Source organism: Pirellulaceae bacterium (assembly GCA_029243025.1).
GTDB lineage: Bacteria > Planctomycetota > Planctomycetia > Pirellulales > Pirellulaceae.
Map to the genome: position 1 here is coordinate 69,971 of JAQWSU010000051.1, position 25,463 is coordinate 95,433.

Here is a 25,463-nt window from a genome sequence, read left to right on the forward strand (position 1 = left end):
TGCGGCGACATTAATTCAAAATCAGCAGGATTCGAAGATGGCTGACGCGGCAGAATCTGCGGCGGATGAACGCTGCCTGGTGGAAGTTGACCACGTGGGTGTCAGCTTTGGCAATCAGGAAGTATTGCGAGATATCCACTTGCAGATTCCTCGTGGAGAAACGCTGGTTGTCATCGGTGAGAGCGGTTGCGGAAAAACGGTTCTGTTGAAGACCATCATCGGTCTCGTGCGTCCGACTCGAGGTGTGATCCGTTTTGAGGGTCGCGATTTGTCGACTCTGTCTGACCGAGAGCTTACCGCCATTCGTACAAGATTTGGTTTTGTCTTTCAGCAGGCAGCTCTGTTTGACAGTTTGACCATCGGGCAAAACGTTGCTTTCCCCTTGCGACAGCATCGTGAAATGGCGGATGTCGAAGTCGAGGAGACGGTGCGCCGGGCATTGTTTGATGTGGGGTTGCCCGAATCGGTTGTTTTCAAACGGCCTGCCGAAATTTCGGGAGGAATGAGGAAACGCGTCGGGTTGGCTCGAGCGCTCGTAATGGGCCCCGAATTAGTTCTGTATGACGAACCGACGACAGGCCTTGACCCAATTATGAGTGACGTCATCAACGAATTGATTATGAGAACACAACAACGTACTCACGTTACAAGTGTCGTCATTACCCATGATATGAATACCGCTCAGAAGGTTGCCGATCGAGTCGTGATGATTTACCCGCTTGCACGCCTCGGCGAGCAGGATCCACAAATTATTTTTGATGGCCCTCCGGAGCAGCTTGAATTGTCCGAAGATCAGCGTGTATTGCAATTTGTACGAGGCGAGGCTGGCGAACGTTTGATGGAACTGCGTCGCGATCATTGATCGGGATCAAAAACGCGAAGAACAACGGAATCAGAAAGACCGAGTCATGGAAGAACGAGTACTTCAATTTCGCGTTGGCGTGTTGGTCGCAGCCACAGTCATCATTGCCGTCATTTTGGTCGTTATCTTCGATGGTGGCCAAGGCGTGCTTGCGGGACGTAAGACGGTCTTTATCCATTTCCCTTCCGCGCCAGGAGTGACCGTCAATACCCCTGTGCGAAAGAGTGGCATTTTGGTGGGGCGTGTCACGGCTGTCGATCTGGAGGATGATGGTGGAGTCTTAATTACGGCACGCTTGGAGTCCAATCGGAAAATCAAGACGAATGAGATTTGTCGGATTGGAACAGGTAACTTTCTGGGGGACGCCATGCTGGAGTTTGTCCCGAGTGGCGAGAAAGGCTTGCCTAATGAAACCCTGGAGGACGGGGCGTATCTCGAAGGTATCGTTTCAAAAGATGCCATTTCGATGATGAGTGATGCGATGCAAGTGTTCACCACTCTCTCATCCGACTTGCGGATCGTGTTGGGCTCTGTCGAAGAGGCTGGCACAGAAATTGGGCAAGTCGCAAAAAATCTCAATGTCTTGGTGGTGAATAACCAGGATCAGTTCAGTCGTATCATGGGAAAGACAGAACAGGCGATTGGTCGATTCGATACCACGATGATTGCGGTGCAGGACGTGGTCACCGATGAAGAACTCATGTTGAAACTAAAGCAGGCACTCGACGAAGTTCCCCAAGTGTTAGCCGATACGAGCAACTTGATTGCTGGGTTGAGTCGAGTTGCTGACGAGGCGGAGCAAAATCTTGTATTCCTCCAGGGGCTGACGAAGCCTTTGGGCGAACGGGGAGATGAAATTGCCTCCTCATTGACAAAAAGCCTGCGAAGATTGGATGGCGTCATGCTCGAATTACAGCAGTTCACCAAAGCGATTAATGAAAGTGAAGGGACGTTGGGACAATTCGTTCACAATCCCGACCTCTATCAGCGGCTGAATAATGCCGCTGCGAATATTGAGGATATCACCTTCCAGTTGCAGCCCATCGTTGACGATGCTCGTGTGATCTCCGATAAGATGGCACGTAATCCCGGACGGATTTTGCGAGGAGCCATCGGTCGCCAGCAATCTGGCTTGAAGTAGTTCTCAGCAGGTCGAACTCTTGGAGACGCAAGATCTTCCCAGCCTGGTGATGTCTAGCCTGGTGGATAGAAAGGTTGAGGCGTGTTGACCGGTGTCGCCGGTGTCCCCGGCCGGAATGGGGGCGGTAATTCACCGCCTCGCGGAGGCATGGGGGCGGAGGATTCAATTGTTGGTGGGGTTGGTATCGAATAGCCTTCGATGGTTGACGTTCGCAACTGCTGGGCACGATCCAATAAAACGTTGGTTGGAATGACCTTCTGGGGCTCCATCTCGATTTGGATGATTCTTTCATCTCGAATCTCTCGAGGAAAAAGATTCTCGGAAAAAAAGTCCAACGGTGGAATCTGGTACCAGGGAGCTCGCATACGATTCATGACGGTCTCGGTTTCAAAACCGTCTTTCACAACCTGAATCTTACGGGTTCCGTAGTAGACAAAGGAGCTTGAAACCGGAGTGGTACCGATCTCTTGATCATCCACATAAACGGTCGCGCCCGGGGGATCTGTACGCACCGTCATACGGCGGCGAACGCAACCGGTCGAAACGAGGCCAATTATTAGCAGAGATAGTAACGTCGACTTCATTCGGTGAGATCAGCCGTGTTCCTGGATCGAGTCTATGGAAAATACAATTCCATGGGATTAAAAGGCGGCGAAGTATAGATTTCTCCCTGAGCTACCGCCAGACCGATCTGAGCATGGAGTTTTGCTTGATTGTGTTCAGTATGCTTGCATTCCGGGTGCTGTCGAACGCTGTCAGCTATCGCTACAATGGCGACATCCACACCCCATGTGCCCAAGAAGTGTTAGTGGCAGTTGCGGTTCGCTCTGAAACACTCCGTCGCGAGGCTAGCGTTTGAAGTTGGCGTGACTGTCGACGACGATCAAAATGGCATGTCTCAAATCTCAGAAACTATGAATCCGTCAATCGATTTTGCTTTCGTTTCCGACATCGGGATGCGGCGGTTAAACAACCAAGATTCGCACCTGGAGCTCGTGCAGGGAACGGCGGAAGTCTGGCGAAGTCGGGGGCACCTGTTTGTGGTGGCAGATGGGATGGGCGCCCATGCAGCCGGAGAGTTGGCCAGCAAAATGGCGGTGGAAGGCGTCTCGCACCACTATTGCCAGCATCGCCAGCTATCGCCGCCGGAAGCCATTTTAAAGGCTGTTCGCGAAGCCAATACAGAGATTCACCAGCGCGGCCAGGCGAATTCGGAATTTCACAATATGGGTACGACTTGCAGCTCACTGCTGCTTTTGCCGCAAGGCGCTTTGGTTGCTCATGTTGGCGACAGTCGCGTGTATCGCTTGCGAGGTACGAAGTTTCAGCAGTTGACGTTCGACCACAGTTTGGTGTGGGAGATGCAGGCGACGGGGCAAATCGACGACACGGATGCCTCGATCAACATACCGAAGAATGTCATTACTCGTTCACTCGGTCCGCAACCTCAAGTTCAGGTTGATCTGGAAGGTCCTTTTGCGATTCAACTCGGCGATACGTTCATGCTTTGTAGTGATGGGCTTACTGGCAAGATCCGAGATGACGAACTTGGACTAATACTCGGTCTTCTGCCTCCGAATGAGGTAACTGCGTTTTGTGCAGATTTGGCCAACCTTCGAGGTGGCCCCGACAACATAACGATGACGGTTGCAAAAGTGGTGGGTGATGATATGAGTGGACGCCGTCGTTGCGAGCCACTCACCGTTGGCGCAGAATTGACACCTGACCGCCAGGTTCATGTCGGTGTTTGGGTTGTGATGGCGGTAAGCTGGATTGTTGCGGCAGGATTAGTGGTCTCGACCCTTTACTGGCTCGCACTCGCAGCATTTCTTGTGGGTGCAGTTGCAATTCCGATTGCGATCTGGCAGAGTCGTGGTGGCTCGGGTGGAATTGCTTTGGTCGGTGGCCGACGATTGGGACGCGGGCCCTATGTGACGCTGGATTGTCCCGTCACCGCGGAACGAATGGAACTCCTCTATCGTGCGGTGCATGACAATTTTCGCCAGTATAGCGAAGCGCTGGTTGTCGATCGTTCTCGGGTCAAGGCGTGCTTGTCAGAAGCTCGTACACGATCTGCACAGGGTGAGCATCGCGAGGGCATGCGGATGTTGGCAGTGGCAGTGAACGTGTTTGCCAATTCACTCAGGTCTTCAAGAGATTCGAATTTCCGCTAAGCCTCGTCGCATCAATGGGACGCTGTCGCCGGCCGATTGCTTCGAAAGAGGGCGGCTTCTTTTTCGTTGGCCGATCCCTGTTGCATCTTGCCTAGCAGACGCTTTACACGTGCCTTTGCAAAGCAATGATTGGAAGCAAAGCGAATGTCTCGGCTGATTCGGTGCATCAGATATCGGGGTCGCGCGTGGTAGGTGAAATCCGAGAATCGCTTCAGGCGCGCGACGGTCTTGGCGTAACTGTCTGACTGCACTTTGAGTTCGCAGTCATCGGATTTTTGGAAAACGTAGCGAAGCGCACGCCCATGCTGTTCCGTCAAACAGGCGGTTACCTGAAAACCGCACGATTCTGCCAGAGCAACGAGTGTCTCTGGTGTGAAGTTGTAGATGTGAGCGAAGTGAAACAACTTGCTCGGTGCTGCGTGAGGCTCAGAAAGATTAGGGCACTCCACGTACAGACGACCCTCCGGTTCGAGCATGTTGTGAATATGTTGGAGAGCTTGCCGAGGTGAATTGAAATGCTCAATCACGTGCACAAGCAAGACAAAGTTGTAACGCGGCAACTTGGGTTGGTCACTCAATGAGTCACGGCTGATTTTTGCCCGTAAAGACTGACGCGAAAACTGTTGGAAGCCATGTCCTGGTTCGATGCCGCTCGCGGAGTAACCGTCTAATTCAAAAGCTTTTACGTTGAATCCGATCCCTGCCCCAACCTCAAATACTTTACTGCCTGATGGGACGTAGGGGCGAATCAGATTCAGCAGCCACTGAGCGCCTTCCCAGGCTCGGATGATGCGGTGTGCTGACGGCGCGTGCTCGCCGTGGTAGTCGTTTCGATATTCGGTTGCGTAATACGCATCCACCTCCTCGTCGCTTGGGATCGACTCATGAGATACGAGTCCACAGTTTCGACAGATGACCGTCTTCAAGGGATCCGAACGTCGATCCGTGCGGCTAATGAGTTCGAAATGGGGCTCGTTGCAGAGGTTGCATGGCGCCGTTCGCGAAGATCGTTCGATTGCGATCGGATCACTCATGTTCGTCACTCCCTTGATGAACAGGCGGGTGGTTTATCGACGATTGCGAGGCAACTGTAGTGAACTTTGTGGGTGACGTCAACGCAATCAGTGGCTGTCGCTGGCAGTGCTGTCGCTGGCATGACATCATGGAAGCTGTCGTTTGCGGATTCTTTCATTCCTGCTACATTCCGGATCTGTTTTTCCGACGATCGCGCCTTGAGAGACTTATGCGCCGAATCACCAGGTATGTTGTCTTCGAACTTCTGTCCGTTTTTCTCGTGACGCTGACGGCGATCACCTCCGTTTTGATCCTTGCAGGTGTTGCCAAGGAAGGCTTGCGTGAAGGGTTGGGCGTCGGGCCAATCATGCGCATGATTCCTTACGTCATTCCGGTCGCGCTACAAGTTTCTGTCCCAGCAACGATACTGATGGCTGCGTCCAGTGTCTTTGGTCGAATGTCAGCTGACAATGAAATCGTGGCGCTCAAATCGCTGGGGATTTCACCAATGTCAGTCATTTATCCTGCTCTGATCTTGGCTTTTTTTGTCAGCCTGGTTGCTGTTTGGATCAATGACATTGCCGTGTCGTGGGGGCGAATGGGCATCTATCAGGTGGTTGTCGAGTCGGTGGAGGAAGTCGCCTATAATATGTTGCGCACTCAACGGTCGTATAGTTCACGATTGTTTTCGATCAACGTCCAAGATGTGGATGGTAATCGATTGGTTCATCCCATGATCGAAATTCGTGGTACGAAGGACGCGCCGGCGATTAGCATCAATGCGACGGAAGCTCAACTGAAAAGCGATACTGACGAAAACACGCTAAGTATCCTGTTGACAAATGGCACTATCGATATGGGAGACGAATGGTCTGTTGCGTTTCCCGATACCTATGAACAGGTGATTCCGCTCAATGATGCGACTCGCAAAGGAAACAACGGGGATAGTCCGTCGGTGATTCAATTGCGATTGATCGCTCAAGAAACTGCCAATCAGGAGGCCATCACGGATCGTTCTGAGCGGCGGTTTGCGACGACGGCCGGATTCCAGATGATGACGGGAGACTTCATCGAACTCGCTAACGAACGACGGTGGGGGCTCCGCGAAAGTTCGATTGACGGAGCTCGAGACCGATTGCACCGGTTGCGTTTGGAACCTTGGCGTCGCTGGGCAAATGGATTTAGTTGTTTCTTTTTTGTCTTATTGGGAGCTCCTCTATCGATTCGAATGAGGACGACCAACTTCTTCACAACTTTCGCCGCTTGTTTTCTGCCGATTCTCCTGATTTACTATCCGCTGCTTGCTTTCGCCGTGGACCGTTGCAAGAACGGTTCGGTTCCACCCTACACCGTTTGGCTGGGAAATCTTGTTCTATTGGTTGCGGGCGTTTTGATGACGAGGAAGGTGATAAGATACTAGTGGTTGGGGATCCTTAGAATGGCATTTAAGTCGGATGTCAAGGTCGCCTTCCGAAAGTCGATTTTTCTCGTGGCGGAAGCGTCTTAAATAAGTCGTGTTTGGAACGAGTTACGTATGGCACCCAGAACCGATGACTACTCGTATCTCACCATGACATCAGGTCCCCGAATGGGGACGAACTTCTTATTATTAGTCGATCGCAAAAATAGGATTGGTCGTGGTACCGATTGCGAAATTGTCTTGACTGATCCCGTCTGCTCGCGGGTGCATGCCGAATTGGAGTTGCGCGACGATGGTTGGTGGCTCTTGGATTCAGGGAGTCGTAATGGATGTTATGTTAATGAAGAGCGGGCTGAGCAGGTTCGCCTTCAAGATGGTAGCCGACTCAAGTTCGGCGCCAGTGAATTCGTATTCCATCTCTCAGATGAACCACCCACGCGGACGGCCGTCCGGTCGCTTGATCGCTCGGAGACGGTTGTCAAGGAAGCACAGGTCAACACGGATGACTCCAGCAAAATTCTCTTGACCGCACTTGAAAACGCCGAATTTGCACATGACTTGCTCGTGATCTACCAATTAAGCGTGAAGCTTTTGGAGTATCACGAGCCAGATCCAGTGATTGCCACTTCCCTCGATTTATTACACGATCGAACGAAAGCCGCGGTTGTTGGATTTCTATGGGCGAGTGACGAGGGGGTGCTGCGTCCAAAGCTCGTCTTGCCGCGACGAGATGAAGATGTCTCGCTCAGTAGTGATCTTACTAATGTGGTCTGCGAACAGGGGAGGGCGGTTTGGATCTCCAACCAATCATCAGGTCCTAAGAGTTCGCTGCGAAAGTATTCTGACGCGATCTGCGTGCCACTGGTAAAAAATAAAGTGACTTTGGGTGTGCTCCATCTCTATCTCAAGAACGGTCGCTTTCGACAAGCTGATTTTGATTTTTCCATTTCCGTTGCCAACCTGATGTCGGTCGCTTTGGTGCGGGCTCGTCAGGATGCGTCGCTGGCAGCCGATCATGCCCGTCTGGTTGTGAACTCGGCAGCCTCCGACGAATTGATCGGGCTCAGCAGTGTTATGTTGGATCTCAAGTCGCAGATTGAACGCATCGCTCATGCCAGCGGTTGTGTCTTGATTCGTGGTGAGAGCGGCGCTGGCAAAGAGCTGGTCGCTCGGGCTTTGCATCGAGCGAGTGTTCGTTCTGACCGACCGTTACTTTCCGTCAATTGTGCCGCAATTCCTGCACCGCTTGTCGAAAGTCAATTATTCGGACACAAGAAAGGGGCCTTCACAAGTGCAGAAACCGATCGGGTCGGTTGGTTTCAGCAGGCCGACACGGGGACGCTGTTCTTGGACGAGATCGGTGAGTTGCCTTTGGAGGGCCAAGCCAAGTTGTTACGGATTCTTGAGGGACATCCCTTTCAGCCAGTCGGGGCAGTCGAAGATGTTACGGTCGATGTCCGGGTGCTCGCCGCCACGAATCGTGACTTGAAAGAGTTAGTGGCTCAAAAGCGATTCCGTGAAGACCTTTACTATCGATTGACCGTGTTTGAACTGATGATTCCACCGCTTCGTGACCGAGGTGAAGACATTGAACGGTTGATCAACCATTTCTTCGCACATTTTCGACGTCTACATGGGCGTCCCAAGTTGCAGTTGGAGCCCACTGCGCGGCAACGTCTCCTTGATTACGATTGGCCGGGAAACGTGCGGCAACTACGAAACGTCATCGACAGCGCTGTTGTGCTTGCCACCGGTGATCGGATTCAAGCGGAGGATTTGGGTATTCAGTCAGCAGAGATTTCGGACCAGCCAACATCGCTTCGAATCGCTGATTGGGAGAAGAAGCTCATCCAAGATGCTTTGCGTCGAACCCAAGGGAAGGTACCTGAAGCGGCCAAATTGCTTGGTATTGGCCGCGCGACGCTTTATCGCAAGATTGATGAGTATGACATTCCACGCTGAGGAACTGCTGGCATTTTTCGGCCGACGATCGATTCAAACGGCCCGCTATGCCATTTGGCGTACAACGCCGACAACGACGCCAAGCACTTGAGCTTCACGAACGTAAATGGGGGACATCGACGAATTGGCCGGTTGTAATCGGATCCGATTTCGTTCTGGAAACCAATATTTCAGCGTCGCTTCACCATCGTCGGTTTGAGCCACAACCATCTGGCCGGCAGTGGCCACCTTTTGTTTTTTGACCACGACGTAGTCGCCGTCGGCGATTTGGGCTTCGATCATTGAATCGCCGCTCACTTCCAGGACAAACTGGTTTTTGCGCGCGAACATTTCCCCGAAATCAATTCGTTCATCTTGTTCCACCGCTTCGTGTAACACGCCAGCGGCGACCCGTCCAGCGAGCGGAAGTCCAGTGGGATCTTCGTCGCAGGCGGCCAGTCGGATGGCGCGAGACATATTGGGTTCGCGCGTAATGAGTCCCTTCTTTTCCAGGGCTTTCAGGTGGCACATGACCCCATTGGGCGAGCTGATTTTGAATCGCTCACCAATCTCACGTACAGTTGGGCCGTATCCTCGATTTTGAATTTTGTCGCGGATAAATTCGTAGACAGCACGTTGCCGTTTGGTAAGTTGGTCCAACTGAGACATGAGAAAGGCTTCCCACCACGGGGTTTTGAGTGAACTTCATCGCTGAACCTACTATAATATACGCGTGTACAGAGTCAATAGCGTTTGTACACTATCGTTTTGGGCGTCGCTGAAACGTCAAAATCGTTGAATTGTCTTCCGCTTCACGATAATGTTCGGTAGCAAACTACAATTCACAATCGGTCAATCTTCTCGTCCTCTCTCCCTGCGATTCGGAGTTTTCAAAAATGCGTTATTTGAGCTTGTCGTTGATGACATGCTGCTTGTTTAGCCCCGTGTTCGCGAGCGAAGGCGAGAAAGCGAAGCCAACAACCGAATCGACGGCGACCGATGCGTCGGCCGAGGCACAGCAAACCAAATCGGCGAGTGTGGTGAGCTTGGCCCTTCGTGGGGCAATGTCGGAAACCGTTGCCTCGTCCGGCTTATTTGGTGAGTTACAGAGCAATCTGCGGGCGACGGTTGATCGGCTCAATCGAGCGGCGACGGATGAGCAAGTTTCTGCGATTATCTTGCGAATCAGGAATCCGACGATTGGCCGGGGCAAGTTGAATGAGTTGCGACAGGCCATTCGGCAAGTACGTCAGTCGGGTAAGCCGGTATATGCCTCGTTGGAATCCGCGCAAACTGCCGATTATTTGTTGGCTTGTGCTTGTGATCACATCGTGATGCCTGAGTCGGGCATGCTGTTAGTTCCAGGCGTTCGCGCCGAGATAACGTTCTACAAAAAGCTGTTGGACAAACTTGGGATTCGCGCTGACATGATGCAAGTCGGCGACTTCAAGGGTGCTGCAGAACCGATGACGCGCGATGGGATGAGCGAGTCATTTCGCCAGCAGTATGATCTGTTGGTGGATGATCTTTACGATCAGCTGATCGATATGATTGCCATTGATCGCAACTTCAAACGAGAGCAGGTCGAGCAACTGGTTGATCAAGGACTGTTTACTCCGGCCGAAGCACTCAAAGCGGGGCTCATCGATCAGGTTGCCTATCAGGATGAATACTTGCAGGATTTGCAGGATTCGCTCCAAGTGAAGGAGCTTGAAATTGTCAAAGATTACGGACGAAAGAAGGTGGATACCGACTTTTCGGGCATGCTTGGGATGGTCAAATTCATGGAGATGATGACTGGCTCCACGAAAAGTAATCGTGCAACGAAACAGCCAAAAATCGCAGTCGTTTATGCGGTTGGTGCGATTAACTCGGGCGGCAGCCAAGTGGATTTGCTCGGCGGGCAAACCATGGGGAGCGATACGATCGTCGCTGCGCTCCAGGAGGCCGAGGAGGATGATTCTGTGGTGTCGGTCGTTTTGCGGGTCGACAGTCCCGGTGGATCTGCGATGGCGAGTGATTTGATTTGGCGAAAGATCCAGACGATGAAGAAACCGGTCGTCGCCAGTATGGGGGACACAGCGGCCAGTGGGGGGTATTACATCTCGATGGGCTGCCAGCAGGTTTTCGCGGAACCAGGCACATTAACCGGTTCGATCGGCGTGGTCGGTGGGAAAATCGCGACGCAAAATGCTTTAGGTAGGCTCGGAGTCACAACCGACGTCATCAGCCGTGGAAAGAATAGCGGTATTTTTGCCGGTTCGATGCCGTTCTCGGCATCAGAACGACAAGCCTTTCAGCACATGATGGAGGATACTTACCGGCAGTTTACGGCGAAAGCGGCAGCCGGGCGTAAGATGGAGCTGGGGCGACTCACTTCTTTGGCGGGTGGACGCGTTTGGACTGGTCGGCAAGCACAGGCCAAAGGGTTGGTGGATCAAGTTGGAACTCTAGACGATGCGATTGCGGCTGCGAAGCAATTAGGTGGCCTCGCTGCAGATGCAAAATCTGAATTGCTCCTGCTGCCGAAAGCGAAGAGTTTTCTTGAACAGTTGATCCAAGGACCGAACGCGAGTCTGGCTGTGACGAGTCGTTCCGTCAGCGGGCTTTCGCCCGAGATGGTCAAGCTTGCGGGACCGTTCGTTTCGGACTTTTTACGGATTCAACGGTTATTCGAAGAGCCACTATTATTTTGGATGCCGTATCGGGTCGATATCCGCTGAAATAGCTCTAGCCGTTTTTCGGGGTTAAGACCATGTTGTCCCGATGGACGACCTCCTCGTAGGGACAATGTCCCAGAGTTTCAAAAATCTGATTGCTTCGCAGGCCTTTGATTTTCCGTAACTCCGAATCGGAATAGTTCGTGAGTCCCCGCGCCCACTCCTGCCCCTGGCGATCGCGCAAAGTAACGACGTCGCCTTTGGTGAAGTCACCATGAATTTCCAGGATGCCAATCGCAAGGAGGCTGCGTCCTTGATAGACGACCGCTTGCCGAGCACCGTCATCTAGCACAATTTTCCCACGTGGATGGGCTGAAAATCCGATCCAGCGTTTCCATGGGCTAACGCTCTTGCCTTCCGCAAGAAACACGGTGCCGATACATTCACCGGCGGCCACGCGTCTCAGAATATCCGGTTCGTGGCCGTTCGCCAGAATCACGTTTTCACCCGCCACAGTTGCTATTTTGGCGGCCTGTAACTTGCTCGCCATTCCCCCCTTACTTAGACCCGTGACAGCGTCTTGGGCAAACGACATGATTTTGTCATTAATGCAGGTAACGGTGCTGACGAGCGACGTTTGGTCGCTTTTCGGTGGGCCATCAAAAAGACCATCGATGTCCGATAAAATCACCAGCAAAGGAGCCTGTACAAGGTTCGTTACCAAGGCAGCCAGGCGATCGTTGTCGCCAAACGTTGTCATTAGTTCGTCGACGGCTACCGTGTCGTTTTCATTGACGATCGGGATTGCCTTCATTTCAAGCAAAGCCAGTAAAGTGTTTCGCACGTTCAAATAGCTGGTGCGATCGTGTAAATCACCCGCGGTTAGCAGCACTTGTGCCGCGTGATAGCCATGTCGATGAAAGGTCTGGTCGTAGGCTTCGATGAGTTTGGTTTGGCCGATGGCGGCCACGGCTTGCAGTTGCGATAGATCGGTGGGGCGCTGGGTGATTCCCAACTCCGACATGCCGGCTCCTACCGCACCACTGCTCACCAGCAAGACTTTGCGGCCACCCTCCACAATCCCATTAATCTGGTCTGCCAAACTTTCAATTCGTTCCACATTCAGCTGACCGTCTGCATGGGTGAGCACGCGAGTACCGACTTTAACGACAATTCGGGAAGCTGCGGCGGTGATTTCTTGACGAACTAAATCCGACATGTTTCAGCTCACTGATTTGACGTGCCGGTTCGGCTGTGGGGAAACGTTCCCGCATGGCTGACAGGGCGAACGGCTAACGCGACAAACTACCGGGAAAGTGTCGACTCGACAACACAGAGCGATGTGGTTTCTTCACCCGTTGGATCGCCTCTTCAGGTTGTTTCTTGTCGCCGCCCGTTGGAGGGGAGCCTTCTTGCTTAAAAAAGGTAGTTCAAAACGCTCGGTTGAGGAAAACCGCATGGCCGCCTAAAATGGGACCGAACCCCGTGGGGTTCCTACCTGAGATTCATCTCAGCATGGGGAATGATGGTGGCGAAATTCTCCGGAAAAACGCTGTCGCCAAGTTGGACGGGAATTTAAGTCTTAGGGGGCGCGATTTTCATCGATGAGTGAAATCTTCCATGAGTGCGGCGTGGTTGCGATTTATCACCTGAAGGACGGCCCGGTCAGTTCATTATGTCCTGAGGGCGGCCCATCTCAAGTGACTCGCCTCATGCCTCGAATGTTGTTGGATGTCCAAAACCGTGGGCAACTCGCGGCTGGGATGACGACCTACAACTCCGATCGCGATCAGTTGATCGATACTCACAAAGAAGTGGGAACCGTGAGCGAGGTTTTTCGGCTGTCGCATTCTGGGAAACGGGAAAGCCTGCTGGCCGAATACAGTGGCAATGCGGCGATTGGACACGTGCGATATGCGACCTGCGGACGAGACGATCGCAGTTACGCCCAGCCATTTGAACGCCATCATCTGCAGAAATACAAATGGTTTAGCTTTGCCTTCAACGGCCAGTTGGCAAACTACAGTGACTTACGCGATCAATTGCTCCGCGACGATGATCATCATTTAGCGAGAAACACCGACACCGAGATTATTATGCACGAGCTTAGTCGGGAACTAAGTGGAGATGCACGAGATGACTTGGTCCAAGTGATGCGAAATGTGGCGCAACGCTTTGATGGAGCTTACTGTCTTGCACTGCTCAACGCCTGTGGGCAAATGTTGGTTGCACGCGATCCGTTAGGGATCAAGCCAATGTGTTATGCGATCGACGGACCATTGTTTGCAGCCGCGAGTGAAAGTGTTGCCTTGTTGAATCTTGGGTTTGAACGCGACAGCATCAAATCGCTCGAGCCGGGTACGGCTGTCGTGATCTCGGATGGTGAAATAAAGATCGAGCGTTTTGCAGACAGCCCGGGCCGGGCCCACTGTTTCTTTGAATGGATCTATTTTGCCAACGTGGCGAGCACCCTGGATGATCGAAGTGTCTATCTTTCTCGGACCGCCCTCGGCGAAGAATTGGCCCGATTGGAACGCGAGGAAGGCAAAGTGCCTCTCGACGAAAATACCATTATCGTGCCTGTTCCCGACACGAGTAAGGCGGCAGCCGACTCCATGGCATTTCATCTGAAGATTCCTTGTCGCGAAGGTCTCATTCGTAATCGATACTCCGGCCGTACCTTCATCGAAGGTAGCAATGGTCGCCAGCAGGCCGCGAAAATCAAATACACGCCGTTGCGACAGGTGCTGGAGGGGAAACGGGTTTTACTGGTTGAGGATTCGATCGTTCGTTCAACAACGATGAAGGTGCTCCTGGACCGCATTCGCAGTGAAGGCGCTGCCGAGATTCACGTTCGAGTCGCTTGTCCGCCGATTGTGGCTCCCTGTTTTTACGGTATCGACATGTCGACTGTGGATGAGTTATTTGCGCCGCGTTTTCTTAATGGAGATTTACGGCTGTCGGATGAAGTCCATCAACAGATGGCGGATAGCCTGGGGGCCGATTCGCTGCGTTATCTACCTGTAAAGGCCATCGCCCAAGCCATTGAAAGACCCGATACTGAACTGTGCCAAGCTTGTATCACCGGTGAGTATCCGACGGCTTGCGGACAGACACTTTATCAAATTTCACTGCAGGAGTCAGGCGAAGAGTCGAGCGAAAGACGAACTTACGAGCTTGGCGAAGGAGTCCGCAGCTAAAGATCAGTTTGCTGCGAGTTAAAGCGTCTCGCGGACCGTCTTGGAGAATTCTGAGCGATAGACTGGCTCGTTGTGCAGTCGCATGCGGCGTTCAAAGTGGGTGCGATAATCGAGGTTGTGAGCGGAAGCCTTTTCTTCGACGTGCTGTGGGCCACTGAGCGGAATCTTTTCGCGCATGAGTTCCAAGGCTTCATCGAAATACTCTTTGACGTCCGTCCAGAAGTGCAGGCGTCCGTCCGCCTTTAGTACTCGATAAACATCCAAGAGGAATGCTTCATTCATGATTCGACGCTTGCGATGGCGTTTTTTCCACCAAGGGTCTGGAAAGTAGACATGCACCGCGTCCAAACTTTCCGAGGACAGGTGGTCGTGGAAGAACTTTTGCGCGTCGCCGTGAATCAAAAAAGCATTGTCACGGGCAGCTTTCGCGAGTCGAGCTGCGGCAAAACTCGCGTATTTGCGGGCGATTTCAATGCCGATAAAGTTGCGATCTGGTAAATCACCCGATGCGGTTGACATGAACAGCCCCTTGCCGCAGCCAACTTCCACTTCCAGAGGAGCGTCGTGTTGAAACATCTCGGCGGGCATGAAGGGGGCCGTTAACGAATCAAATTCGCGCAAGTGCCAGGAAAGATCCAGATCCGCATCAATCTTACGCAGTGCTCGACGTCCCATATGCTTGACCGAATGCGGTCCGCGTCGCGAACATTGAAGCCAAGCAAGGTGGCTTCGTCGTTACCTAACCTTGACGATCGCGGATGGCTCCTTCCAATGCGGCAATCGGAAGCGGAATCCCCTTGATCGTGCCATCGACCACGATGCGATCTTTGACCGCGCCCTGAAAGCGACAGACGATCATGCGGCCTCGTCGTACCTTGACGAGCATCGTCATAATCAACAGCCGATCTCCGGGAATGACGGGATCCCGAAATCGCACACCCTCTAAACCGCCAAAGCCGACCATCTCGCTTCCCAAGAGGTCATGCTTTTGCGTGTAGTACGAAGCCAGCTGGGCTGCCGCTTCACACATGATCACGCCAGGCATCAATGGCATGCCAGGCATATGGCCTCTTGCCCAAAATTCTTTTTCCGTCGTGTCACGGAATCCCAAGCAAGTGTGATTCTCAGTGTTTTCGTGAATGATCCCCGACAACTGCTCCATTTCAAAACGCTGGGGGTTGTAACGACGAATCACTTCGATATCGGCAGTCACATGGTTCAGATCAATCGCCGACAGATCGAATAGAAAATCCTTGGAGTTCAAATCTTTCCCCTTGCTGGCATCTGCGACAGTCGTGAAACGAATCCGATAACAAAACTAAGTCTTGGTGATCTTTCGCTTCGATTTGCGGGCCTTCGCATTCGCGGGACGCTTGCCGTGATTCGCTTTCTTGATCTTGCGCCGTGGTTTGCTCATCTTTGTCTCCTAAGCGTGTCGAGCGACAGAAATTCAATTCCGCAGGATAACATTTTGCTTTCGTATTGAGAAGCCCGAGCGATGGCTGGAGATTTCCCCTTGGTCTCAGAGGAATCGTCCTAACTCCTAGTGCTGTTAAGTGTTGCGGAAGAGATCGGTTCGCGAGGAGGCCCGCTGCGACAATCGATGCATCAGTGCTGGAAGCCAAACAAGGGAAGTCAGGAGGCAACAGCTTACTCCGAGCGTTACCACCCGTCCCAGCGAGCGAAGCCCTTCGTGTTGTGCGAGCATAAGACTCCCGAAACCAATCATTGACGTCAGTGATGTCATGATGATCCCGTGGGCCGTCGCCGGTCGTATCGAGAGCACGCCTTGCTGTTGTTGCCAGTCGTGAACCACGTGGACTCCATCGTCGATTCCGATGTCGACAAGTAGCGGCAACACGATAATGTTGGCCGGATTCAGCGGGATTTGCAGCTAGCCCATCAGACCGAACAGTTGCAGTAGGCCGAACAAAGTGAGGGGAGCCGCCAACAGAATCAGAGTCGGGCGGCGCAGATCCCACCATAACACCAGCAAGACAGCAAAACTCGAATAGGCTGCTGCTTGAATATAGCTACGCTTCATTTGGTGGGACCCATGGTGATTTTGCATCGGTTGTCCTGTTGCTGACGGGTCCACCGACTTAATTTGGGTGATAAATTCTTCTAAAGCCTCGGGGTCCCAGATGTTTCCTTTGGCGTAGACCCGCAGCAGACGTTCTCCTTGATGTCCAACGAAGCGAGCTCGCAGGCTTTCAGGCAGATCGGAAATGGTCGGGAGCTCGAACGATGAAACGGCTTGCAAGCTTGTCAGTTGCTGCCAGCGATCTTTGAGAACCGAATTGCTCGCTTGTTGGAGCCGTTGTTGCGATTGGGGTGTTTGCTGGAGATCGGGAAGCAAGTCGGCGTTGGGGACCCGCTCCAAGGGATCGGTCACGGGGTGAGGAAAGTCGATTGAGCTGAAAGGGGGCGATTGGTTGACTGCAGCAAGTCGGTGGGAGATTCTCTTGATGATCGTTTGCTTTTGATCGGTGGCATGGGGAATCAATTCGGACAAGTCTTCGACTCGTTCGACCGAATCAAGCTTGCTGAACGCATTTCGCCGACGCGCTAAGTCATCCCGATCTGTGGCGATTGAAATCGCATGCCAAACACTTTGCTTGGCGCTTGCAATCAGACGATGTTCCCAAGCAACACTTTCGAGGCCTGCTGCTTGCAGATTCAGCAAGTTGTGATCATATCGCAAGCGAGAAATCCCTAGGGTCAGCAGGATCGTCAAAATGATCCCCTACGCGACCGTTTGTTGAGAATTTTTCCAGCATGGTCGAAGCGTTCTCGATGCAATTCTTTGCAGATTGCATCGCGGCGGCTCGTAGGGGCGACGGTCAAGACGCAAGAGAGCTGGAAGCACGAGCAGCGTTGCTAACACGCAAAGCAGGATTTATCCGCCAGCGATGATGCTCAATTTGGCGACTCCCAAGAACTCGGTAAGACCGGTTGTGAAAAAGGCGAGGGCGGTTGTGACGCCCGCCGTCAGAATTGTGGGACCGATGGTCAGTGAGGTTTGCAGCAAGGTGGTTGATGAGTCTTTGTAAGTCCTCCGCAGCGCGAGGTAGCGAGTGACGTAATGAATCGCGAAGTCAACTCCAAGCCCGATAGAATTACACCGAAAGATACGCTCAGAATGCTGAGACGGCCCAGCGTAAGGGTGAGATAACCACAGGTCCACGTGATTCCGACCAGCAGGGCTGTGATTGCAAATGCCGGATATCGAAGTTTGCCAAATCCTGCCCAGAAAAGAAGGGACACCAAAACAAGCGAAACGATACTTGCTTTCGTCATGTCAGCTTCGCTTGTTGACATCTCGTCAAATTCGATCACGGGTAGACCTGTCACTCCGATTTCAATACCAGAGTGTTTTTTAGAGGTTGTCATCGCTATTTTTCGCAGTTTCGTAATGGATTGTTGTCCTGACGCGAACTGCTGGGCAGGGTTGACCAGATGAAACGCGATTAGTCCGCGTTTGTTGTCGTTGGAGAGCGTGTAAGTTAGCAAGCGAGCTTGCAGATCGTGAGCTATTTTTGCAAACGGCCAAGGCGACTCGTATTGATCCGGGGTGGTCGCCGCGACGGTGACAAGTTGCCAAAACAGTTGAGCATTGGCGGACTCGGCTTCGTGAGTGAGTAAGGGAATGGCCTGAATCAATGATTCTTCAAGTGAATTGCGCTCTGCCACCGAAAGGTAATACAACCCCTTTCGGCTGAATTGGGCTGTGGCAATTTTGTAGTGAACGTTGCGAAAGAGATCGGGTTGCTCAAGCAGTTGCTGCCCGATGTCATCCAGCGCATCGCAAATCATCGACGGATCAGAGCCTTCCACGACCACGAGCACGTTGTCAGTCGCATCGAATTGGTGCGTGAAGTCGAGCCAATCTTGTTGAGACTCGCTACCAGGTCCGAGCAAGGCGGTTCGCTTGGTGCTGAATTCAAGTCGCTGCATCATGAAGAATACGCAGCCGAGCGCCAGCAAAGTGTCACCACGACCGGACAAGAAATTGCCAGCCGCGTGAGGTTGCGAATCAAAACGGCTTGCAGCCGGTGACTGTGCTGCATGCGAAGGGACTCATAGCAGGGTTATGCGTGACTCAATTCAGCCAAATGACGAAGCTTCTCAAGGGCTGCACCACTCGTAATTGCGTCCATCGCAAGCTGCGTGCAGCTTGCCGGTGACTCGTTCATGTTCGCCGTCCAGAGTGCGGCCGCGGCGTTGATTGCAACGATATCTCGAGCCGGCCCCGCCGTGTTATTGAAGACCTTGCGGATGATTTCAGCGCTGTCAGCAGGGGAATTAACCAGCATTGACGATTTGTCCGTGCAGACTTCCAACCCGAATTGGTCGGGTGTCCAACGGAAGTCATGAACCGTGCTCTTGGTGATTTCTGTACAGTCAGTGGCCCCAGTCAGTGTGACTTCATCCAGACCATCCGAGCCACAAACGACCACGGATCGTTCTGTACCCAGTCGTTCGAGAGCGTTGGCGAGTAAGGGGCGAAGTTCGGGCTTGCCCACCCCTAGTAACTGAAACTGAGCGTTGGCCGGATTACAAAGCGGTCCCAAAAGATTGAAAATCGTACGAATTCCCAGTTTTTTCCGGACAGCGGCCACGTGACGCATCGACTGATGCATCAGCGGGGCGAAACAGAAACAGATTCCAGCCTCTTCCAAACATCGCTCAGATTGCGCGACGGTGGCCTCAATATTGACACCCAGCTCTGCGAGCACATCGGCTGAACCCGTCTTGCTGGTCATACCCCGATTGCCGTGTTTTGCAACAGCGACGTCAGCTGCCGCGGTGACAATCGCTGCCGCAGTACTAATGTTGAATGTGCCTGATGCGTCGCCGCCCGTTCCGCATGTATCTAGCAAACGTGGACGAGTTGAGCGAATCGGTGTCATGTTCCGCCGTAGAGCCTCGGCGGCTCCAGCGATTTCATCTACGGTTTCGCCCTTTTGATGAAGAGCGGTCAGCAGGAGTGCAATCTGTTCTTCTTGCCAGCTGCCCTGCATGATCGCATGAATAGCGGATGACATCTCTTCCATGGATAAATTTTCGCCGCCGGAAACGCGGCCAAGGATTTCACTTGTCATGAAGGGGGGGTCCTGTCCAGCGATAGGGTGTCAGGATTGAAAGCAGGGGATCATTGAATTACCTGAATTGCCCAGATTCTAGCAGCCGATCGCAGGTCAGACCACGCTGATCGTGTCGAAGCCGTTTTTTTACCGATTTCGATTAGCCTTGTTGCACGGTAGTCCCAAATCTACAATCGTGATTAACCGGTATAGTCTCTTAATTCTATTCATCTATTGAGTTTCAGCCCGATGCCTCGACGAGTTATTATCGATTGTGACCCGGGGATCGACGATGCGGTTGCCCTTTGCATGGCATTGTTCGATCCCAGATTCGAAGTCGTGGCCATCACGGCGACGGCGGGCAATGTCGACGCGCGTCAGTCCAGTCGGAATGTGCAGACCGTCATTGAAATGCTCGACCCGCCCCGCTGGCCGCGACTAGGAATGGGTCGCGAGTCGAGTGCAACATCATCGGTTGATACAACGGATCTGCATGGTGCTGATGGCTTAGGGAATCTAGACGTTTCGATATCGGAGTTGCATCATCAACACCCGTCCGACAAGGTGATTGCCGATGCGGTTCGCAATGAACCGGGAGAATTGACAATTGTTGCCTTAGGGCCGCTGACGAATATTGCTCGCGCGATCAGTCGCGATCCGGATTTGACGACGATGATCGATCAAATCATCATGACGGGAGGCAGTGTTGAGGGCATCGGCAATGTGACTCCTGCGGCCGAGCGCAATATCTATTCCGATCCAGAGGCAGCACGGGCCGTGTTTCACTCACCCATCACCAAAACGCTCGTCCCGTTGGACGTAACGCGTCGGCTGATGTTTCCCTTCGATCTGGTCGATCGACTGCCGCACGGTGAAACACGAGCTGGGAAATTGCTCCATCATGTGGTGCCTTACGCCTTTCGTGCTTATCGGCAACAACTAGGGCTCGAAGGTATTCATTTGCATGACGCCGTCTCCCTCGTCTTCGCACTCCAACCTGAGCTGTTTCGCACCGAAGAAATGGCGGGAGATGTCGAAACGCAAGGTGAACTGACTCGCGGGACAACAATCTTTGACCGACGTCCACGACCCGACTGGCGAATTAACATGGATGTCGTGGTGGATTTGGATCTCATCGAAGTTCAAGCTGCTATCGAGCGAGGCTTGAAGTACGCCGGCCAGCAAACCGCCTAGCTTCAAACGTACCAGCACGGTTACTTATTGATTGCCGGTGGCTCACCGGTTGACGGGTTCGAAATGCCGACGGTTGGCAACTTTGACATTTAATTTTACCAGTTTGGTGTTCCGCACAACATCGATGGAAACCGTTTGGTTGATCGGCGTCATACTAACCAAATTGACTAAATGGTCATCGTCTTCGATAAAGATTCCGTCGTAAGTGGTGATGAGGTCATCCACTTGAAGGTTGGAGAAAAAGGCGGGAGACCTTGGAGTCACCCCTTTGACTAAGGCTCCTCGAACTCGATCGAGGCCGAGTCGTTGAGCTTTTTCTAGCGAGTATTCGCCATCCAATTGGACGCCCAAATAAGCATGGCTGACCTCCCCGTAGACGATCAATTGCTCGGCAACGAACATCACCAGCCGGATTGGAATCGCAAAGCTGACACCTTCGTTTCCGCCAGAGTTACTGGCGATGGCCGTGTTGATGCCGATGACTTCACCCCTCAGGTTGAGAAGCGGACCGCCGCTGTTGCCTGGGTTGATTGCCGCATCGGTCTGTAGGAAATCCTGGAGACGAACATTTTCGGTCCCTAATTCGAGATCGCGCCGGCCCTTGGCACTGATGATTCCGTAAGTCACAGAATGACTTAAACCAAACGGGCTACCCACTGCGACAACGAAATCACCGATTTCTACTTGATCGCTATTACCGAGGCGGGCGGAAACAATATTTTCACCACGGACCCGGATCACTGCCACGTCCGTGTCTGCATCCGTCCAGGTCTTTAGGGGGCGGAGATGACGGCCGTCACTCAGTCGTACCTTGATGTTTTCGAGCGAAGTATCAGCAATCACGTGCCGATTGGTGATCACGAAAAACTCGCGATTCAACTTGATGATGATGCCAGAGCCAGCCTCTTCGATGGTTGGCTGGGAACCGAATTGCCCATCGCTGACTTCCGTCTTGTACGACTCGATGTGGACGACGGTTGGCTTGACGAGCTGAACCACCTTCTTGAGAAGGTTTCCCTGACTCTTGACAAGAGCGTACTCAGCAGCAACTTCTTCGTACAGTTTATCCCGACTGTTGTCGACGGTTGCTTGTTCCACAACTCGCGGAGCACTTCGCGGTTTGAGAGCCACCGTTTGAGCCGACGCGGGTGCGATGCTGCACACTGTTGCCATGCCGCACGCGGTGAAAGTCGTGGCGGCGAATAATAATTTGAACCATCTCAGACGCACAAAGAGCATGCCGTAAACCTCCGTGTCTCACGGCTGGATCCATTCTCAGCCGGCAGTGAACTCGAAATGCGGTCAGGAAATGTCGACTTCGACATCATTGATTACTGGGTCGTCACCCGAATTTAGAATGTTTCCCAGATTTGGGTTCGGCGTGGGTAACTCACCCGTCTTTTCCAATTCCTGTTGGCATTGGATGCAATAGGTCGCATACGGGAGAGCCTGAAGTCGGATGACGGGGATGTTCGTAGCACATCCATCACATTTGCCGTACGATCCGTCTCGCATCTTTTCGAGCGCGGTTTCGATGTTCGCGAGTTCGCGACTTTCGACCTCGGCCAGCTGCGAGTTGATTTCGTCCTGTGCCGAGTCGAGTGCGAAATCGACAACGTCACCTGATGTCTGTTCTCGCAGTTCTTTGAGGAGACTCAGATCACCAGCCAGTGCTCTGCGGAGCGCATCACGACGTACAATCAGCACCTCGCGAAGATTCGTCATTGCGTCTTTGCGTGCCATGTTTACTTCAACCTCTGTCTGTTCGAACAAGCTTGGCTGAAGGTTGAATGCCCCCCTTCAGTTTGTCGCTCGAACTGCCTGTAAAAGCCTCGTTCCGAAGTGTAATCCGTGTTCCGATTTTAGCTCGCTGAGCTCGTCGGCAACCAAACTATAGTACGCTTGCTTCGCGAGTGGGGTTGGAAAAACCGAACCCATCCTTAAACTCGGGTTTGACGCCCGGCTGCGTGGCGGTAACGTCTTGCCAAGACTCGTGTTACGGCGGTTGATCCGGCTTCAATTCGCTTCTTGTGGAAATGATTTGAAATGTTTGTCGACACTCTGTGGTTTTGAATTGCTACCATTTCGACGCGACAAAAGCCTTGAAAACTGCTCATTCGACCGTTCGACACAAAAGCGCCCCGAGGCCGCTATCGGATAATCGACAAAACCGGCAGTGACATCTAGCCTTTTTAGGCTGGCTATCAAAATTCCCGAGATCGATGCGAATTGTAGACCTAGCGATCGGAGCCGGTTGGATGCACTCAACATCAGGCTGTTAAAGAGTTTGACGCCATCGTTTTCATGACGTAAATCGTAGCTGTGAACTGAATGACTGAAGGGGGACGTTCGATTCAACGTCGGGTCGAGATTTGCAAAGCCTCCTTTTTATTCGCGAATTAAAGCAGCCGAGTGTTGTCAGCCTTGAACGTTTTGTCCGATTTTTCTACGAGCAAATTGCCCGCAATCATTTCCACCTCGCCCCAGCCTAGCTCTCGCGGGCTCTGCTTTCAAATTCATACCGGCCAGCATCATGGACGTGTTTTTCGGATTGGAAGCCAGCTTTGTTCAATCGGTTCAGCATCCGGTTGTACGCTTCGGCTACAGGCACCGAATGTCGAGCCGATGCACTGTGTGATTGTTCGAGGCAAGATGGGCACTGTTGTTCGTCGTTGGGCGTCTCCGGCTAAGTTGAATGGTCACGAGTTCACCGAGGCGTATTTGCATCCTGGAGATTATTTGTCCATTGGATCGGTGGAACTCGAATTGATCTCCGAACCTGCAGACGCCTTTGTCGAGCGAATTCCTCATCGCTCGAACCGAGTCAGTCTCCACTCTTTGTCTTCTTTGGCAAACTCAAAACAGCCAAATTATCACAGGGAGGAAAATTTCTCTCGGCCGCTGCAAGCGATTCAGGCTGAATCCAAACGTCTCGAACAAAGTCTGTTGCGACAGGAAGGTGAGTTAACTCGGTTGCTGAAAAGTAATCGGGTAACTCAACATGCGATCAATTTAGAGTCCCACAACGGTTCGCAAGATGGCGCCTTACTATCCGAGTTGGAACTCGTGAAGCAGCGGTTTGAATTGGCGCAGCAGGCAAGATTGTCTGCTGAGAGGGCGCTCGCAAGATTCGCTCGAATGATTTGCGAGGTACAGGATTCGGAACCGCGCGTGGGTGGAATTCCAGGCAAGTGCAGCGTTGACTTGGCGGCAGGTGACTTCACCGTGTTCCCCCACGATCCGTCGGTACGAGATCGTGGGATTCACCCCAGCGATTCATCACGTGAGGCTTTGTCGTCTTTGCCAGGCAGAAATGGATCGGAACATGGCCGGTCAAGCGTGGGTGAACACGCCGCAGAAAGCTCGTTGCCTGTTGAGCGGAAAGAGACAGAAGAGATGAGTGAATATCTTCACCGTCTTTTGAAGCGAGTCAACGAATTCTCGAAAAACACCGAAGAGCCATCCGAGGAATAGGATTCGTCCGTTTCCCCACCAACTTGTCAATCTGTCGCATCGCAACTGGCTGGCTTGTCACGCTCGACACGGTTCACGCTCTTGCAATGGGTTGGTTCTAACGATTCAACCGATGCGGCTAGCAAGATTTCCAGTCGACAGCGGCAGACGAGATCACGAACGGCCCCCAATACGACGACGATTTGCAGTGAGCGAACTTAGAAGCCGCGGGAGTCACGAATATCCTGGAAATCGCGCAGATGGTAGTCGATGGCCGTATAGTCGAGCACCTTGCAGAGGCCGCGCAAGGCGACTCCCATCCCATCTGGTCCGCTGAACCCGCCAAATTGACCACCGCCTTTTACGTGGGGTTCCAAATCGAGAAAGACGCCGGGAATTCCTCGGCGACGGAGTTTTCGTTCGAGTTTGGGAATGTGATCGCGGAAGTCGCGAAAGATCGCCTCGTGAGCGCTTTCACCCAGATCAGCCGGTACAAAATGTTTGAGCGTTTCTTCATCGACATGCGTTGTGCGATGAGTTGGCTTGGGATGTCGATAGTCTTTCACGTGGATCCAGCCGAGTCCTGGCTTCATCGCGAGATACTGGTCAAAGACTTCGGCGGGGGTGAAGCCTTGCGTGATAATGTTGCCTGCATCAAAGATTAACACCAGTGCGGGGTGGTTCACCTTGCGATGGATTTCAGCAAGAATCTGGCCGGTTTGTCCCACGAGATTTGCTTCGATTTCGAGACCAAACGTTAGGTCGCTACGATGGCAGGATTCGGCAATTTGTCCGAGTTGATCGACAACCTGTGGGATATGCTCTTCCGCAGGTGTGTCGCGTGGGTGGTAAAAGGAAAATCCACGGATCAATTTCGTTTCCAGCGCGTGCGCAATTTCACAGGCTTTCTTGACGTCCTTGCTTAGATAGCGTTTGAACGGGACGAATTTGTTTTTCGACCCATCGTCAACGTCATTAAGCTTTACCTTGCCGATGGGTGAACCGACCGACGAAACGTTGAGTCCGTACTCATCTTGCAGGTGTCGAACTTTACTGATTTCGGACTTGGTGAGTTCCATGACGTTTTTAATGCCATTGCCGACATCGATGAAGCGAATGCTGTAATACTGCAGTCCAATTGCCGCAAATGCTGCGAACTGCTGTTCCGCCGTCTTTTGATTTGCTGCTTCGTCCGCGAAGCCAGTCAACAGGACCTTAGGATTGTCGGGCATATCTGTTTTCTCATCGATGATGACGTTGACTAGTAACTGGATCCGACCATTGTCTCGCTGTGCGAACACCGTGACAAGGGCATTA

Annotated in this window: 21 protein-coding genes; 9 read left to right on the forward strand and 12 right to left on the reverse strand. The window is 52.6% G+C overall.

Annotated elements, in window-relative coordinates; translation table 11 throughout:
• The first annotated feature begins 37 nt into the window (after window positions 1–37).
• Entirely contained in the window at window positions 38–862 is an 825-nt protein-coding gene (locus P8N76_25025) for an ATP-binding cassette domain-containing protein (GenBank protein ID MDG2384958.1), read from the forward strand.
• A gap of 46 nt (window positions 863–908) precedes the next feature.
• Window positions 909–2,003, forward strand: a complete 1,095-nt coding sequence (locus P8N76_25030) for an MlaD family protein (GenBank protein ID MDG2384959.1) — start codon at window positions 909–911, stop codon at window positions 2,001–2,003.
• 53 nt (window positions 2,004–2,056) lie between these two features.
• On the opposite strand, the gene P8N76_25035 is transcribed toward P8N76_25030, so the two are convergent.
• The gene (locus tag P8N76_25035; protein ID MDG2384960.1) at window positions 2,057–2,587 is read right to left on the reverse strand and encodes a PEGA domain-containing protein; all 531 of its coding nucleotides are present in this window, start codon (window positions 2,585–2,587) and stop codon (window positions 2,057–2,059) included.
• A gap of 309 nt (window positions 2,588–2,896) precedes the next feature.
• On the opposite strand from P8N76_25035, the gene P8N76_25040 reads away from it, so the two are divergent.
• On the forward strand, window positions 2,897–4,177 hold the full coding sequence (locus P8N76_25040) for a protein phosphatase 2C domain-containing protein (protein MDG2384961.1): 1,281 nt from the start codon (window positions 2,897–2,899) through the stop codon (window positions 4,175–4,177).
• Window positions 4,178–4,188: 11 nt separating this feature from the next.
• Here P8N76_25040 and P8N76_25045 read toward each other — a convergent pair whose 3' ends face one another.
• Window positions 4,189–5,211 carry a class I SAM-dependent methyltransferase gene (locus P8N76_25045; protein ID MDG2384962.1) on the reverse strand — a complete coding sequence of 341 codons (1,023 nt, stop codon included), beginning with the start codon at window positions 5,209–5,211 and terminating at the stop codon, window positions 4,189–4,191.
• A gap of 209 nt (window positions 5,212–5,420) precedes the next feature.
• Here P8N76_25045 and P8N76_25050 point away from each other — a divergent pair, with 209 nt between their 5' ends.
• On the forward strand, window positions 5,421–6,611 hold the full coding sequence (locus tag P8N76_25050) for an LptF/LptG family permease (protein ID MDG2384963.1): 1,191 nt from the start codon (window positions 5,421–5,423) through the stop codon (window positions 6,609–6,611).
• 114 nt (window positions 6,612–6,725) lie between these two features.
• Window positions 6,726–8,573, forward strand: a complete 1,848-nt coding sequence (locus tag P8N76_25055; protein MDG2384964.1) for a sigma 54-interacting transcriptional regulator — start codon at window positions 6,726–6,728, stop codon at window positions 8,571–8,573.
• Window positions 8,574–8,618: 45 nt separating this feature from the next.
• On the opposite strand, the gene lexA is transcribed toward P8N76_25055, so the two are convergent.
• A complete protein-coding gene (lexA, locus tag P8N76_25060; GenBank protein ID MDG2384965.1) occupies window positions 8,619–9,221 on the reverse strand; it encodes a transcriptional repressor LexA in 603 nt (200 codons plus the stop codon).
• 227 nt (window positions 9,222–9,448) lie between these two features.
• On the opposite strand from lexA, the gene sppA reads away from it, so the two are divergent.
• Window positions 9,449–11,275 carry a signal peptide peptidase SppA gene (sppA, locus tag P8N76_25065; protein ID MDG2384966.1) on the forward strand — a complete coding sequence of 609 codons (1,827 nt, stop codon included), beginning with the start codon at window positions 9,449–9,451 and terminating at the stop codon, window positions 11,273–11,275.
• Window positions 11,276–11,282: 7 nt separating this feature from the next.
• Here the strand turns inward: sppA and proB are convergent, their stop codons facing one another.
• A complete protein-coding gene (gene proB / locus P8N76_25070) occupies window positions 11,283–12,431 on the reverse strand; it encodes a glutamate 5-kinase (GenBank protein ID MDG2384967.1) in 1,149 nt (382 codons plus the stop codon).
• 385 nt (window positions 12,432–12,816) lie between these two features.
• Here proB and P8N76_25075 point away from each other — a divergent pair, with 385 nt between their 5' ends.
• Window positions 12,817–14,412, forward strand: coding sequence for an amidophosphoribosyltransferase (locus P8N76_25075; protein MDG2384968.1), 1,596 nt, complete (start codon window positions 12,817–12,819; stop codon window positions 14,410–14,412).
• Between the two features lie 18 nt (window positions 14,413–14,430).
• Here P8N76_25075 and trmB read toward each other — a convergent pair whose 3' ends face one another.
• From trmB to trpD, 5 genes are all read right to left on the reverse strand, one after another.
• On the reverse strand, window positions 14,431–15,087 hold the full coding sequence (gene trmB / locus P8N76_25080; protein ID MDG2384969.1) for a tRNA (guanosine(46)-N7)-methyltransferase TrmB: 657 nt from the start codon (window positions 15,085–15,087) through the stop codon (window positions 14,431–14,433).
• Between the two features lie 64 nt (window positions 15,088–15,151).
• Entirely contained in the window at window positions 15,152–15,676 is a 525-nt protein-coding gene (locus P8N76_25085) for a beta-hydroxyacyl-ACP dehydratase (protein ID MDG2384970.1), read from the reverse strand.
• A 630-nt stretch (window positions 15,677–16,306) separates the two neighbouring features.
• Complete coding sequence (locus tag P8N76_25090; protein MDG2384971.1) at window positions 16,307–17,116, reverse strand: hypothetical protein; 810 nt, start codon at window positions 17,114–17,116, stop codon at window positions 16,307–16,309.
• Window positions 17,117–17,424: 308 nt separating this feature from the next.
• Window positions 17,425–18,372 carry an MMPL family transporter gene (locus P8N76_25095; GenBank protein MDG2384972.1) on the reverse strand — a complete coding sequence of 316 codons (948 nt, stop codon included), beginning with the start codon at window positions 18,370–18,372 and terminating at the stop codon, window positions 17,425–17,427.
• Between the two features lie 131 nt (window positions 18,373–18,503).
• Complete coding sequence (gene trpD, locus P8N76_25100; GenBank protein MDG2384973.1) at window positions 18,504–19,517, reverse strand: anthranilate phosphoribosyltransferase; 1,014 nt, start codon at window positions 19,515–19,517, stop codon at window positions 18,504–18,506.
• Between the two features lie 231 nt (window positions 19,518–19,748).
• On the opposite strand from trpD, the gene P8N76_25105 reads away from it, so the two are divergent.
• Window positions 19,749–20,693 carry a nucleoside hydrolase gene (locus tag P8N76_25105; GenBank protein ID MDG2384974.1) on the forward strand — a complete coding sequence of 315 codons (945 nt, stop codon included), beginning with the start codon at window positions 19,749–19,751 and terminating at the stop codon, window positions 20,691–20,693.
• A 42-nt stretch (window positions 20,694–20,735) separates the two neighbouring features.
• On the opposite strand, the gene P8N76_25110 is transcribed toward P8N76_25105, so the two are convergent.
• Window positions 20,736–21,932, reverse strand: a complete 1,197-nt coding sequence (locus tag P8N76_25110; GenBank protein ID MDG2384975.1) for a trypsin-like peptidase domain-containing protein — start codon at window positions 21,930–21,932, stop codon at window positions 20,736–20,738.
• A 63-nt stretch (window positions 21,933–21,995) separates the two neighbouring features.
• The gene (locus tag P8N76_25115; GenBank protein ID MDG2384976.1) at window positions 21,996–22,436 is read right to left on the reverse strand and encodes a TraR/DksA family transcriptional regulator; all 441 of its coding nucleotides are present in this window, start codon (window positions 22,434–22,436) and stop codon (window positions 21,996–21,998) included.
• 669 nt (window positions 22,437–23,105) lie between these two features.
• Between P8N76_25115 and P8N76_25120 the strand changes: the two genes are divergently transcribed.
• The gene (locus tag P8N76_25120; GenBank protein ID MDG2384977.1) at window positions 23,106–24,167 is read left to right on the forward strand and encodes an FHA domain-containing protein; all 1,062 of its coding nucleotides are present in this window, start codon (window positions 23,106–23,108) and stop codon (window positions 24,165–24,167) included.
• Between the two features lie 197 nt (window positions 24,168–24,364).
• Here P8N76_25120 and P8N76_25125 read toward each other — a convergent pair whose 3' ends face one another.
• Window positions 24,365–25,378, reverse strand: coding sequence for a sugar phosphate isomerase/epimerase (locus P8N76_25125; GenBank protein MDG2384978.1), 1,014 nt, complete (start codon window positions 25,376–25,378; stop codon window positions 24,365–24,367).
• Window positions 25,379–25,463 lie beyond the last annotated feature (85 nt).